The sequence below is a fragment of the Paenibacillus violae genome (assembly GCF_032461945.1).
Lineage (GTDB): Bacteria > Bacillota > Bacilli > Paenibacillales > NBRC-103111 > Paenibacillus_E > Paenibacillus_E violae.
This window is the reverse complement of sequence record NZ_JAWCUD010000014.1, coordinates 222,064-236,727: the sequence shown is the minus strand read 5'-3', so window position 1 is coordinate 236,727 and position 14,664 is coordinate 222,064. Positions and strand designations below refer to the sequence as shown.

Annotated in this window: 8 protein-coding genes; 4 read left to right on the top strand and 4 right to left on the bottom strand. The window is 47.8% G+C overall.

Translation table 11 applies throughout. The features are described 5' to 3' along the window. On the top strand, window positions 1–192 hold a 192-nt coding region (locus tag RQP52_RS31430; RefSeq protein ID WP_315955493.1), incomplete at its 5' end, for an IS3 family transposase. A gap of 286 nt (window positions 193–478) precedes the next feature. Here RQP52_RS31430 and RQP52_RS31425 read toward each other — a convergent pair. Next, entirely contained in the window at window positions 479–1,894 is a 1,416-nt protein-coding gene (locus tag RQP52_RS31425) for an S-layer homology domain-containing protein (protein WP_315955492.1), read from the bottom strand. Window positions 1,895–2,395: 501 nt separating this feature from the next. Between RQP52_RS31425 and RQP52_RS31420 the strand changes: the two genes are divergently transcribed. Together RQP52_RS31420 and RQP52_RS31415 are read left to right on the top strand one after the other, a co-directional pair. Next, complete coding sequence (locus tag RQP52_RS31420) at window positions 2,396–5,704, top strand: S8 family serine peptidase (protein WP_315955491.1); 3,309 nt, start codon at window positions 2,396–2,398, stop codon at window positions 5,702–5,704. A gap of 45 nt (window positions 5,705–5,749) precedes the next feature. After that, complete coding sequence (locus tag RQP52_RS31415; protein WP_315955490.1) at window positions 5,750–9,979, top strand: S8 family serine peptidase; 4,230 nt, start codon at window positions 5,750–5,752, stop codon at window positions 9,977–9,979. 120 nt (window positions 9,980–10,099) lie between these two features. Here RQP52_RS31415 and RQP52_RS31410 read toward each other — a convergent pair whose 3' ends face one another. Together RQP52_RS31410 and blaOXA are read right to left on the bottom strand one after the other, a co-directional pair. Then, window positions 10,100–10,570, bottom strand: coding sequence for a GlcG/HbpS family heme-binding protein (locus RQP52_RS31410; protein ID WP_315955489.1), 471 nt, complete (start codon window positions 10,568–10,570; stop codon window positions 10,100–10,102). A 112-nt stretch (window positions 10,571–10,682) separates the two neighbouring features. Continuing rightward, window positions 10,683–11,474 carry a class D beta-lactamase gene (blaOXA, locus tag RQP52_RS31405; RefSeq protein ID WP_315955508.1) on the bottom strand — a complete coding sequence of 264 codons (792 nt, stop codon included), beginning with the start codon at window positions 11,472–11,474 and terminating at the stop codon, window positions 10,683–10,685. A gap of 156 nt (window positions 11,475–11,630) precedes the next feature. On the opposite strand from blaOXA, the gene RQP52_RS31400 reads away from it, so the two are divergent. Continuing rightward, window positions 11,631–13,013 carry an aminotransferase-like domain-containing protein gene (locus RQP52_RS31400; protein WP_315955488.1) on the top strand — a complete coding sequence of 461 codons (1,383 nt, stop codon included), beginning with the start codon at window positions 11,631–11,633 and terminating at the stop codon, window positions 13,011–13,013. Between the two features lie 39 nt (window positions 13,014–13,052). Here the strand turns inward: RQP52_RS31400 and RQP52_RS31395 are convergent, their stop codons facing one another. Further along, window positions 13,053–14,423, bottom strand: coding sequence for a catalase (locus RQP52_RS31395; protein ID WP_315955507.1), 1,371 nt, complete (start codon window positions 14,421–14,423; stop codon window positions 13,053–13,055). Window positions 14,424–14,664: the final 241 nt, after the last annotated feature.

The window sequence follows — 14,664 nt, the reverse complement described above, 5'->3', positions numbered from 1 at the left end:
GCCTGCATAGAGTCGTTCCACAGCATTTTAAAGAAAGAACTTATTTATTGCACGAAATTCAAAACCAAGCACCAGGCATACGAAGCCATTTTTCGGTATATTGAATTCTTCTATAACCGCAAAAGAGTTCATAGCTCCCTCGGCTATGTTTCGCCTGTTCAGTTTGCGGCGACCTTTTCAGAAACTGCGTGATCGTCACTTAATGATGTGTTTACTTTCTTGACAGAGGTCCATTATTGGGCGAAAAAAGGCCGTTACCTGATTCTAACGGACATCAGCGCGGCTATTCATGCATCTAGCATGAAATTCGGATGAGATTTGATCATATAACGGCTCTGGAGTCCGTTAGAATCGAAAAAAGGCGGATTTATTGAAAATAACGGCAATGAGGTCCGTTAGATCAGACAAGCTTTATTCGTGCATGTTAAAAAGAGAGAGGCGCTTAACGCGTCCTCTCTCTGCAGAATAACATGTATCTTTATTTATTGTTCGGCAACGCTTTGACAGCTGCAACGGCATTGTTTGCAATTTCAGTTGCATCAACACGGGAAATTTCTGCTTTTGGATTGAAAGTGCCGTCTGCATTTAATTTAATGATATCAAGAGCAATCGCAGTTTGAATGGAACCTGATTTTAAAATATCGATCTGGTCATTGTCTTTGATATCAACTGGAACTACCTTAATCATAGGTAGTTTACCGCTTGATTGAAGCGTCGTCACGAGCAGATTCGTGAATGACTCACGAGTCATTTTGGAGTTCGGGTCAATCTTGATGTTGATGTCTGAACCAACGAGTCCAAGTGTTTCCGTGATCAGTCTCACGCCTTCCGTAGCAGTAATAGCTGCACCTGGATCTGAATGCACTTGGTGAGATTTCAAATAGTTAACAACGTTATTAGCAATTTCCGTTGCATCTGCACGGGTAATCTTAGCTTTCGGATCGAACATGCCATCTGAATTCAACTGCACGGCACCAATGGCAATCGCTGTTTGGATAGCGCCTGTATTTAAAATATCGATCTGATCATTATCTTTGATATCAACTGGAACAACCTTAATCATTGGCAGTTTGCCGCTTGATTGAAGCGTCGTAACGAGCAGATTCGTGAATGACTCACGAGTCATTTTGGAGTTCGGGTCAATCTTAATTTTAATGTCTGTATCAACAAGTCCCAATGTCTCAGTGATCAGTTTCACACCTTCTGGTGCTGTAAGGGCTTCAGTTGGAGCCGCTGGCGCTTGGTGAGCTTTCAAGTACTCGATGGAGTTGAAAATTTCTTCTGCCGCATCCGCACGGGTGATTTCAGCTTTTGGATTCATTTTTCCATCTGCACTCAATTTGATCACCCCGTAGTTAATTGCGCGCTGGATGGAACCTGAATATTCGACGTTAATTTGATCGTTATCTTTAATATCTACAACAACCGGATTAATCAGTGGAAGCTTACCGAATGTTTCAATAGCACGAATGAGCTGATGCGTGAACTGTTCGCGAGTTAAGGTTGCATTAGGATCTAAATCCTTTGAAAGCTCAACATTGTTGACGGCAGCCGTAATAAGCGCATTGGCATACCAAGAATCATTATTCGCTTTAACAAAATAATCAGTGGCTTTTGGTTCTTTTACGAATCTTACCAAATCGAGATTCAGCTTGAATGCATTAACAAGTAGTTGAATGCCTTGTGCTTGTGACATCGCTGCTTGAGGAGCAAACAATTCAGGCGTGATGCCGGATACGATGCCGCTTTGTTGAAGGGACATGATTTTGTCCTTGGCTGCAACTTTATCCAAATCCGTAAAGCTTGGCGCTGCTGCAAAGCTTTGTCCTACAAGTGTTAAAGAGAAAACAGCAGTGGCTGCTGATAGAGTCATCGTTTTGAATATTTTTTTCATGAAATTCACCTCATATAGTTTGTTTATTGCTTTCACATCCTCATAAACGGCAGGCTGAAAGAAAAGGTTGCAAACTTTTAAAAAAAATTTTGCTAACTCTCAAATGATAGCATTATCACAATTTGCGTTAGTATTTTTGCACAAATACTCCAAAAATTATAAGAAATTAAACCTATTGACTCTTCAGTTTGAGCAAATATATAATAATCTCAGAATTTGGAAGAGTCGTGTTAGGTTTAATGACATATTTTCCAATTCGCTTCTCCAGTCGTTCGTGAGCTGCAAGTAAGGTCGTCGGCCGCGTAGCAGACCGTTGGTACTGTGGAAGAACACACGCAGAAGATGGGGGGTGTATCAGGACAAATATCCGTATTGTTTTTTAGGTTGCACGAGAGAATTACGAAGTTAAGGATAGGATACTTACTTACTAGTAGATCGGCATGATTTTAAAGCGCTTTCATTTTGGACTTTCAACCAAATATGTGAAGGAAGTGACAAGACTTGACCAGGAAAAGTAAGAACATGGCTTCCGCTCTTCTTTCATCGATGCTGCTATTTGGAGTTGTGACGCCTGCTTTAGCTGTGCAACCCGAGAAAAACGATCCGATTAGAAAAAGTCAATGGACGGAAGGACAAGCTTCCCTTGACCCAACGATTTCCATTGAATCACACACGAATAGTTCGCTGCAGGCTACCGGCCAACAGCCCTCATTCGTCAACTCACTGCCTGAAAAGCAGAAGTACGCCGCCGATCATGTCATCGTCAAGTACCGCTCGGAATCTGGATCGGTATTTGCGGATACGCTGTCCAAGCAAGTAATTGGCACAAGCTCGTTGGCGGTTCCCAATGCGAAGCTGCTGAAACTTGCGGCTGGGGCTGACGTTTCTAACGTTATTCAAGAACTTCTCAAGGATCCGAACGTTGTCTATGCGGAACCCGACTATAAAGTGTCAAGCGTAGTTAATCCGCAAACATTCCGTCCAGCCAATGTCCCGAGCCAATCGGCTGTTTCGGCTGCGGAAACTGGTGACGATTCACCGCCATTGCCGAATGATCCGCTGTTTCATGAGCAGTGGGCACTGAATAACACCGGTCAAGATCTCAATGGAGGCGTGGTGCCGGGAGGCACGCCCGATATAGACCTGGATTTGCCGGAAGCTTGGCAGATAACCAAGGGCAGCAAAGACGTGACTGTCGCTGTCATTGGCACGGGAGTGAAGCTCGATGTCCCTGATTTGGTCGGCCAAATTTGGACGAACGAGAAGGAAATCCCGGACAACAACATCGATGATGATGGCAATGGACTTATCGATGATGTGAACGGATGGGATTTCGCGCACGGCGACAACACATTGTTTGATACGATTGATGGTCTCAACGATGTCTATGGTACGACGGTTGCCGGTCAAATCGCAGCCAAGATGAACAATGACGAGGGGATTGCCGGGGTTGCGCCTAATGTCAAGATTATGCCTATCAAGGTAGCTTCTGAAGCAGGCGGTTACTTCACAGATGTAGTGAATGCTATTCACTATGCCGAAGAGAACGGTGTAAAGATCGCCACGCTTGGGATCGTGTACACCTACAGAAGCAAGTTGATTGAAGACGCCATTAATGCTTCTACCATGTTATTCGTGGCTCCTGCCGGCGAAAGTGGCGGTGCAATTTTGAATGCGGATGTCAGTCCTGTATACCCGGCCGCTTACCCGAGTTCGAACGTGCTGTCGGTCACAGGCGTTAATATCCTTGGTACCATGGCTTTAGGCGCCGCGCGTGGACAAGCCTCCGTCGATGTGGCTGCGCCGTCCGAGCTTATTATTTCGACGTCGCCTGACGTGAATGCCGGTTATGCCGCCCAGATTGATAACGGCGTCTACAAAGCTTACTACAACGGCATCGGGTTTGAAGAAATTCCGATCGATACACCGGAAACAGCGGGGCAGCGGCAAGATATGTTTAATCGTGCCATGGCCTACCTCAAGCCGGTTGGCGGAGCCGAACCGAAGATCTTACTCGTGAACGACAGCCGCCGCAGCGGTGGAGAAATCGGTCCGATGTACGAGAGCGATCCATTTGCTGTTTATAAAGGGTTGCTTGAGAACGCCGGTTATACCTACGAAACCTTTGAAACACCGGATGAGTCCTTCGATGGTCCGCCGCTTGAACAGTTAAAGCAATATAACGTTGTTGTTTGGTTCTCGGGCACGGCAGCAACTGCCAACAATTCGAAGTTGTTAACGGATGTCGATCAAGACAATTTGACTCGTTATCTCACGGATGGCGGCCATTTGATGCTTACAGGCCAGGATTTAATTGACCAAAGTTTAAATTCTAAGTTTGTACTTGATGTTTTAGGAATCAAGCTCGTCAAGGAAGGCGGGTATATCTTCAAAACATGGGGAGTTCCCGGCACCATTTATGATAATCAAACGTATAGGCTGATGGATGTCTCGCTATTTTACGACACGGTTATCAGCAATAAACCCGAGATGACTACCATCAATCTCAAGAACAGCAACGGTAATTACTCGTATTCCCAAGGAACATTGTACGCTGCCGCCTACGCTGCAGGGGTAGCTGCGCTGGTAGCAAGCCAGAACCCGGCAATTGACGCTTTGGACATTAAGCAGCGCGTCGTGAATAGCGGCAAAACGCTCAGTGATTTAAAAGCGAATACCGTGAGCGGCAAATTAATAAGCGCTTATCGCGCGCTGTGGAATAAGGACATCCCTGGCATGTCGTTGCTGGATTCCTCTGTCAACGCTCGACTCGATCAGGCGAACGACCCGAATCATGTTTATTCGGTAGAACTGAATGCCGGTGAAGAAGCAACCTTCTCCCTTACTGGCGCTGCGGAGACGGATTTTGATCTCATTTTATACGATTCTTCCGCTAAAACCGTGCAAAGCAAGGAAGGGGCGGTCGCATTTTCCGAATCCGCAGGCAAGTCATCTGAATCGATCACGTACCGGGCTGACAAGACGGGAACCTATTACATCAATGTTTACGCCGTAGCCGGAGCAGGCAACTACACGTTGAACGTTCGATACAGCAATGAGTCTGAATCCATTGAAGATGAAGACCCTACGCTCCACTACGATGGAAACTGGGCTGCGCTTTCGGGTCCTTCTTATTCCCAAGGAACGATCAAACAGCTTACCGGTGATGGTTACGTCCAATTCGGATTTAAAGGCAATATGTTTGAATGGATCGGTACGAAGAACGACGAACAAGGCATCGGCGAAATATGGATTGACGGTATTATTTCAGGGTATGCCGATCTATACAGCAAGACGCCGCAGTCGAAGCAGTCGCTTTTCAAAACGGTGCTGCCTAACGGACATCACGATGTAGTCATTCGATCCTCAGGCGGCGGAGGTCAAAAGAAGAGTATTAATGTGGATGCCTTCCATTTATCAGGATTAATTTCACCCACTCATGCGGCGGCTAACTATACAGGCCCTTGGGCGACCCGGTATGGTGCCAACTATCCCGACGGCGTGCAGACCTACACAACGACACCTGATAGCTCCGCCGAATTCACATTCACGGGCACCAAGGTCACCCTGTGGTCAACGACAGGCAGCAACCGTGGAAAAGTAAATATTTATATCGACGGAATCTCTGTAACACCGGTTCCGATCGATTTGTACAGCGAGAGTCTACGTTATCGGGTGCCTGTCTTTCTGTCGGGCGAGTTGTCAAATAGCATGCACAAAATCAAGATCGTGCATGCGGGAGAAGCGAATTCCAAGTCGAGCAACAGCATTGTTACCATCGACGGTTTGGACGTCGAGAACTTACGCTAGCCTGCGAGGAAGCTTTTAATCTGATCCGAAATGGGGTACCTGAACGTGAAACGATCACTACTCAAAAAATCGCTGTCGCTCGCGATGATCTCTGTGCTAGCCGGCAGTCTCGTCACGACAAGCTTACCTACCGCCTTTGCTGCTCCTCGAGAAAAGACCACCTTCGTGACTACGGAAGGCTTGAAATCGATTACACGTCTGTTGAAGGATTCTAAGGCAGACCCCAAAGTTAATTCGGTTCCGAGCCAAGCGCACGTTGCCGAAGACATTAATACGACTTCCTCGGAAGAGATGAAAGTCATCGTTCAACTGAGCGGCCAGCCTGCTGCCGTCGGGCAGTATGCCGCCAAACTAGGTTACAAGCTACTAGCTGCAGAAGCCAGCGAGATTACTGTGCAATCGGAACAAGATGCCTTCGTAAGCAGCGCACGGACAAGCAGCATTCCATTTACGATTGAACGCAGCTTCAACACCGTACTAAATGGGCTGGAGGTCACGATTCGCGCTGATCTGATTCCGCAGTTGGCCAAGCTTCCTGGGGTAAAGTCGATTCATAAGAATGTCATCTACTATCCGATCGAAGAGCATGACAGCTTTCTAGCTGCAGTTGACTCGCCAAATTTCGATACGGTTCCGCTCGAACAAATCGGTGTCTTGAAGGCGTGGGAGCGCGGGTTAACAGGCGAAGGCTTGAAAGTTGGCGTCATTGATACCGGCGTCGATTACCTTCATCCCGATCTTGCCGGTGCTTATAAAGACGGCGGTTACGATGCGATCAATCAAGATGACGATCCTTATGAGGACTTGCCGATGAATGACTATGAAGGCTCCCACCATGGTACGCATGTCTCAGGTACTATCGTTGGCACGGCTTCGAATCCGACATCTGATCGCGTGCAGAAGGGGATTGCTTATAAAGCCAAACTTTATGCTTACAAAGTGCTCGGGCCGGATGGCGGTACTTCCGCTCAAGTCATCGACGGGATTGAACATGCTGTCGAAGACAAGATGGATGTCATCAACCTTTCTCTGGGAAGCGATTTGGAAAAGGACCCTGACTCCCCAGATGCGGTTGCAGTGAATAATGCTGTTTTGGCAGGTGTCGTGGCTGTTGTGGCCAATGGCAATGCAGGTACTGGAGCTCACTACTATTACTCCATGGGCTCGCCGGCATCCTCACAATTGGCGATCTCCGTGGGTGCAGCGACCAGCGACGGCAATCGCGTCACGGGATCTGTGTATAGCGCTGTTAGCTCGGATGTATATGGCGAAGCCCCATTGCTGGGTTCTGATGTCAATATGAGTTTGATGAGCTGGACAACAGGGCAAGAAAAGTTCAATGAGATGTTTGGAGCCGATCCGATTCAAGGCGTATATGTCGGTCTTGGCGCGGATTCCGATTATGATGACCTTAGCTCTGACTTTTTGGCTGATAAAATCGTCTTTATCTCCCGTGGGCTCTTAACTTTCGATGAGAAAGTGAAACTCGCCGCCAAGCATGGCGCGAAAGCTGCTGTTATTTTCAATGGCAACAGCAAGGATATAGTGGGGAGTACCGTGCCCGATTTGTCCGAGGTTATACCGTCGCGCGACGGTCCGATCGGACCTGTTGGTTTCCTGGGCGATGGTTATGATTATATTCCGACCTTTGACATGCCGGGTAAAATGGGACGTGCACTTGCCCGTGAGTTGACTGCCCATCCGGATCTGAAGCTGAAGTTCACGATCAAGAACGACTTTCATACTTACTTCGTAGCGGGTGACCGAATGGCCGATTTCAGCTCCAGAGGACCTAACTCCGATGGCAATTATGGCATTAAGCCGGACTTGAGCGCACCTGGGGTTCAAATTTTCTCATCGGTGCCAGCTTTCGGCAAAGTGAATCCTGACGCCAGCTATGACAAAGCCTATGCGAGACTGAGCGGCACGAGCATGGCAGCGCCTCATGTGGCGGGACTCGCCCTTCTGCTTAAGCAAGCTCATCCGGAGTGGACGCCGTTTGACATTCGTGCGGCACTGGCGAATACGGCGGACGAGATCCGTAATGAGGACGGAACGTTGTATGACGTTTATTCGCAAGGCGCAGGACGGGTTAACGTCATGAACGCGATCGATACACACGCCATCCTTGAATCCCTTGACGAGATTACGATCTACGACAACAAAATGAATCCGACAGTAATCCCGAGTCAAGCGACCAGTGTAAGCTTTGGGAAGTTGTCTCCGGGCGCTGAAGCCGTGAAGAAGCCGCTTCGCGTGAAGAATGTGTCGAGCACCCCGGTTACATACAAAACGCAAGTCGTGATGCATTCGTCAGTAACATCCGAGCCCAATAATCCCGTTCCTACGCCGGATTCCAGCGCAATTCTGATGGGACTGGAGGGACTTGAGGCTAACAAGATTACGTTGGAAGCAGGCGCTCAATTCGATTTTAACCTCTCTGGGAAGGCCATACCGAACGCGCCAGCAGGTGTGTACGAGGGAGAGGTGTTACTTGAGAGTGAAGGAATTCCTTCCCTTCATTTGCCCTTCGTCATTCACGTTGGCGATCAGTCTGACGGCAATGAATTTATGATTCAGAACATGAAGCTCAGCAGTGCAGCGGTGTCCAAAGACGCACCTATCGATATTACGGCAATGCTACCAACCAAAGAAATCAATCATCTGTATGCCGCACTCTACGATATGAATAATGAAATGGTGGGCACTGTTGCGGAGATTTTTGATCTGGACGAAGAGAAGGACGTCTTGAAGCCGCTCCCTACGAATATCATTATTCCGGAATTCGATGGTTCCTATGCGATTGGCATCGATGAATTCACCAGCAACAAGGTGACAGCTTATCTGCCGGAAGGCCGTTACAAAATGGTACTCATAGGTTCAGTGTATAACGAGAATTATGAACTTGTTGACCAAACAGCAACATTCAAAACATTCTACATGAACAGTGAAGTTGTCGGAGATGCGCCTAATCCGCCGACGCCAAATGATCCTGATGACCCGTATCATCCACCAGTTTCCGGACCAGGTCCTGTCACGCCGAGCGGAGCGGCGTACAATAAGGAAGTCGTCGCATCGGTGCTTACAGCTGGGCAAACCAGTGTTTCAATCGCGTCGCTCACGAGTCTGGTAGGCACGCAATTGTCTGTCTCAATTACAGATGCGGAACTGCAAAAAGCACTGGAGCAAGAAAAGCAAACTTCCATTGCGTTAACAATTGGAGCGGCATCCGATAATGCCAACGCTGCTCAGTTGAAAGTAACGGCTGCACAAGCAAAGATGCTGAAGGAAGCTGGGCTAAAGGGGTCGATTGTCTTCATTTGGAACGATGCCTCTATCGCTTTACCGCTATCCGTCTTAGAGGAATTGCCTACTGCAGCAGACTTAGTAATCACGATTAAGAAGGACGAAAGCAGCAAGTCCGAATTTACCAAGCAAATGAAAGAGGCTTCTATTCTTGGTACGCCTTATCTCTTCGAAGCAAGCAGCTTGAAGCTCGGTGCTGCCGAACCTATTAAGTTGAAAGCCGATCAGGTGGTCACTAGATCTTTTCTGATCGAGAAAGGCATGGATGCAAAAACGGCTGGCGCGTTGTATCTGGAGAATGGCCATGTCTATCCCGTACCGGCAAAAGTCACGCCTGCAAGTGATGGTGCATCTATTGTAACAATACGTCGTCCGGGCTTCTCCACGTATGCGGCTGCCGTAAGAAAGGGAACGTTCACGGATATTGATACGTCTTGGGCGCGCGATAAAATTCAGTCGCTTGCAGACAAATTCCTGCTGAACGGCACGTCCGACCATATGTATTCACCGAAGGTCAACGTGACGCGTGCTCAATTCGCGTCGATGCTCGTCCGAGCGCTTGGCTTGCAAGTTCAATCGGAAGCCAGTCCTTTCCGTGACGTGATGAGCAGCGACTGGTTCGCTAACGATGTGACAACAGCCTTCAAGGCGGGACTTGTCACAGGCGTAGAAGCGGACCAGTTCCAACCGAATGAGACCATTACCCGTCAAGATTTGACTGTGATGCTGGCTAGAGCGATTAAGCTTATTGGCCTGCAGACGCCAAAACAATCCGGCAATTCCGCCTATGCCGATGCTCCGCAGTTCAGCAGCTATGCGCAAGAGAGCATTCAAGCTGTGACGGATCTCGGATTGATGGAGGGCTTTGAAACTGACGGCAAGCTCTATTTCGGCTCGGCCGATGCTACAACACGTGAAGCAGCTGCTAAGGTTCTGCAGATGCTGCTTCAAGCATCTGGACGGATGTAGTTTTACCCGTCCCATTAACTTCAGAGGAACTGCCAAGCATCGTTCGGCAGTTCCTCTTTTAGTTTCTCATTTTAATGGGGAGGCGCCTTCCTTTAGTGGGAAAATCTTCAAACAGCTCGCCTATCGATAAGATTGATTAGAGCCGATACGGGCGCTAGCCGTCCAAGGGTCTCTGGCAGCATGCATGCTATTAAAGGCATTAACTGCGGCAGTGGCTACTTCAATATCTTGGGCGCTTGTGCCTCCGCTTACACCGATGCCGCCGATGACTTTGTCGTTAAGGATGAGAGGTATGCCTCCACCCAGAATGGTAACTCTACCATGATTGGTCGTGTTGATCCCGAATGAGGGAGAGCCTGGCAGTGCCGATTGCGCAAGGTTGGCTGTCGGCATTTGCATGGCTGCGCTAGTCCAAGCCTTGCCTTGGGAGATTTCGATCCCGGCAATTCGCGCGCCGTCCATACGATGGAAAGCGATCAGGTTCGCGCCTTCATCAACAATGGCGATATCGCTGTTCAGTCCCATCTGCCGGGCTTTCTGTTCGGCGACTTCCATTACATATTTTGCCGTTTCTAACGTTAGTTTGTACATCACGTTCACTCCTCGGAATTTGGATACTCCGATATTGTATGGTCATTCCCCCAGCAGGGTGAATTCATCATAGGAATTCAAATTCATGATATGATGTGAAGTAGCGAGAGTCTCATAAAATATGCAATTGCTTAAGACACTCGAGGGTGATTGTCTTAGCGGTCGTACCACTGCTGTCCACGTTGGTGGCGAATACCCATGAAGTCTTATCGGTCTCCACATAGCCGATATACCACCCTAGGCCCATATCGGAAAGTCTTGTCCCTGTTTTCCCATGAACAGTATATGCATCCTGTTCGTTATCGATCATGATGCGTTTGACCGTTTTCATCGTTTGCTCATGGAACGGCAGGGTTTCTTCCACGAGATTCTCTAGGAACTGAACTTGCTCTTGTGCGGAGATCGTTAAGCTGCTGTTCAACCAGAAGGTATCAATGCCACCACTAATGTCTTGATTGCCATACCCAATTCGATTGAGATTGCTTTGCATCCGTTCAGGACCAATGTCCCGAGCCATCGCTTGGTAATACCAGATAGCGGAATTTCGCATAGCGGAAGCTAGCGTATGATCGCGATTCCAGACATCGAACTCCCGAACGATCCCGTCCCAGCGTTTGACTTCGTACTCATCTTCTACAGCATGTTCTTCCAAGCCGATGAGTGCATTAGGAACTTTGAATGAGGATTCCGGTGTGAACCGCTGATTGCTCCTCTGGAGATTATAGGTATACATGTTATCCGTTTTCAAATTTTTGATCACGATTGTCCCTGTTACTCCATGGAATAATTCTTTTACATGAAGTTCCTTGATGCCAGGCTTGGTGTTAGCCGAACTGGCGATACTGGCGAAGGAGCCTGTACTTGTAAATAGCATGGCAATAAGCAGTAGAACGATTACCTTCATTTTATTCATTTTTTTCATCATGCATCACTCCTCTTCGGTTTGAAATGGAAACAAATAACTTTCTTCACGTTGAGTATACGAGGAATGGCATGAATTTTATATGGCAGTATTCTTGAATTGTACCCTTACAGTTGGGAAGGAGAGGGGATGAACCCTATGCTATATGAAGAGATTGTGGATCAGATGATGAAGCACATCGAAGATGGGACTTTGAAGCCGGGAAACAGGCTGCCTTCTATTCGTGTTTTAACCCAGGAATTCGCATGCAGCAAAAATACGGTAATGAAAGCATATGGCGAGTTAGAGAAGAGGCATATCATCTATTCGGTGCCCCAGAGTGGCTACTACGTCGTGGAGGGATATCGAAGACGGGAAAAGTTGGAGGGAGTACACGGCACCATTGATTTCCTCTCGGCTGGACCTGATCGGCATGCAATGCCTTATCGGGATTTCCAACATTGTATCAATCAGGCCATTGAACGCTATAAAGAAGAGATGTTCACGTACTCGGACATTCAAGGGCTTGGGTCGCTACGCGTTCAGCTGGCCCGGCATTTGCAAGAACTGCAGGTGTTCACGGTGCCTGATAAGATTTATGTTGTATCCGGTTCGCAGCAAGCTCTGCATCTGCTTGTATCTCTGCCTTTTCCGAATGGCAAACGTCATATCTGTCTGGAGCAGCCCACGCACGCCGGGTTTATTGAATCTATTCGTCAGCATGGAAGCGAGACTTATGGCATTGAAGTAGGAAACGAGGGGATCAATCTAACGCGGTTGGAGCAGCTTTTTAAGCATAACGATATCAAGTTGTTCTACACAGTCTCCAGATTTCACAACCCGACCGGCTACAGCCATACGAATGAAACGAAGCGAAAAATCGTCGAATTAGCGCAGCAATATGATGTGTATATTATTGAGGATGACTATATGGGTGATCTGGACTCGAATGCCAAGGCTGATCCGATGTTTGCCTACGATCCTTCCGGCAGAGTGATTTATGTCAAAAGCTTCTCGAAAGTTATGCTGCCCGGCCTCCGACTTGGCTTAGCCGTACTCCCTGATGCCTTGCGGGAAGATTATTTGCGAGCTAAGTTTGCCGCAGACGTACATACGCCTATGCTGACACAAGGCGCGCTTGAGATTTACCTTCAAAGCGGAATGTTCAGTGCCCACATTGAACGCATGAGGAAACTGTATAGCAAGAAGGCTGCGCTCTTGCAGCAAGCTTTCCAGAAATGGCTGCCTGCTGTTGCCACTTACTCGGGTTCCTTATCCGGCTTCTATTCCACCATCGAATTGCCGGTGCCGATAAAAGCGAAGCAGCTTCAGGAATACCTGAAGCATCAACATGTCTTAGTGGATCATGCAGAGCGCATGTATCTTCCTGATTTTTCTAAAGATAACGTGATTCGCCTCAGTATCTCTCAAGTGGATGAGGATTTGATTGAGCGAGGCGTTCAGATGATCGCAAAAGGAATAGCTGAGCTGCTCAGCAGGCGGACGGAAGTGAGATTTGTGAGTGGAAATAAAAATAGATGACCCCTATACCCTATAGGAATCATCTATATTTGGTTTACATTATCCTTGTTCATGCTTTTGAACGGCTCGAGCTACCCGCTCTCCTAGTTCGGTGGAGGCATGATAGAGATAGTTCAAAACAATGTTTTGCGTATTCTGGGATATGCCGGACAGATCGCCTGAGAGATTAGCAACCAAGTGATCTTGCTGCACCGGAGAGAGAGAGTAATAGTACTGGCCAGCTTGTGTAAAATCATCCTGCTTCGGGATGTCCGATCGCATGAGATGGCCTTCTACGTATCTGCCATTACCGCTGGTCACAAGAGAATCAGGAGACCAGTTGGCTTGGTGGTTAATAGGAACCTTACGGAAATCCGGCCCCATTCGCCGGCGCTGAGAATCCCAGTAAATATTGTTGCGTCCCTGCAGCAGCTTGTCGTCTGACAATTCGGCACCTTCCAATAAATTGGCGGGTGAAAAAGCTATTTTCTCCACTTGCTCCATGTAATTATCCGGATTACGGTTCAGCACAAGTCGGCCAACCGGCTGCAGCGGATATTGCCGTTCATCCCAAACTTTGGTATCATCCAATGGATCAAATGGAAGAGCCGTTTCATCTGATGGGTTCATCAGCTGAACATAAAGTCCATATTCAACCGTGTTTCCCGCTGCTAAATGATCGTTTAAATCCTTGCCTGCGAAATCCGGGTTCTCCGCTGCCAACTGAGCAGCTTCGCGACTGTCTATGTACTGCACACCGGCAAAAGGAACCCAATGATATTTAACATACGTGCGGGCGCCTGCGGCATTTTTCCAAACATAAGTGTTAACACTGTGTCCAGGGGTGTGACGGAAACTCTTAAGCGTACCAGCGTCGGAATAGAGCCAGAGAAGAAAATGCGTGGACTCCGGTGTTCTCGCTATGAAACTCCATAACCGCTCGGGATCGACGAGATTATTTACGGGTGATGGTAAAAAGGCTTTAATAAACTCTGGAAACCGCATGGCGTCACGTACCGCAAAAACGGGGATGTGATTGCAGAGGAGATCAAACACACCTTTTTCTGTATAAAACTTGGTGGAGAATCCACGCACATTGCGGGAAGTGTCCGGGGTACCCTTGTTGCTGACCGCAAACGAGAACCTTACGGTGACAGGGACCTGCTGACCAGGACTTTGAAGAAAACAAAGCTGCGTGTATGCCGCCATGGAATGGACGGTCTGAAAGTATCCGAAAGCGCCGTATCCTTTGACGTGTACCGGCCTTTCAAGAATCTTCTCATGGATGAAAGTTTCCAGTGTTTCATGCAGAACGCTGTCCTGTTCCAGTACGGGACCTCGGTCACCGACAGTCTGCGAATGATGGGCGGCCGGTTTAACAGTTGACCATTGTGTAGGGGAATGACCATGAAGCTGCTGATCATTTATCATAGGCTGCGATGGCTGGATGGAAGGTCTTCGGGGGAATTCCTTATTATCTTTCATCATTGTACCTCCTGTATCAAACAGTCAACTCTCCCTGATCTCTTATTATTTATGTTGAGCATCCCTGCACTTATGACAATACTTTATGGACGAAATCGCTTACGTAGAGGGAGATTAACCTTTGACAATTGTAATTAAAAAGTTACAATGTGTATGTTTTGCTCTGGGTAAAAGGTTTACAAAAATC

Excerpts from the sequence above, each read along its gene's own strand:
- RQP52_RS31425 (WP_315955492.1), bottom strand. The coding sequence starts at position 1,894 with ATGAAAAAAATATTCAAAACGATGACTCTATCAGCAGCCACTGCTGTT.
- RQP52_RS31410 (WP_315955489.1), bottom strand. The coding sequence starts at position 10,570 with ATGTACAAACTAACGTTAGAAACGGCAAAATATGTAATGGAAGTCGCC.
- RQP52_RS31395 (WP_315955507.1), bottom strand. The coding sequence starts at position 14,423 with ATGATAAATGATCAGCAGCTTCATGGTCATTCCCCTACACAATGGTCA.
- RQP52_RS31400 (WP_315955488.1), top strand. The coding sequence starts at position 11,631 with ATGCTATATGAAGAGATTGTGGATCAGATGATGAAGCACATCGAAGAT.
- blaOXA (WP_315955508.1), bottom strand. The coding sequence starts at position 11,474 with ATGAAGGTAATCGTTCTACTGCTTATTGCCATGCTATTTACAAGTACA.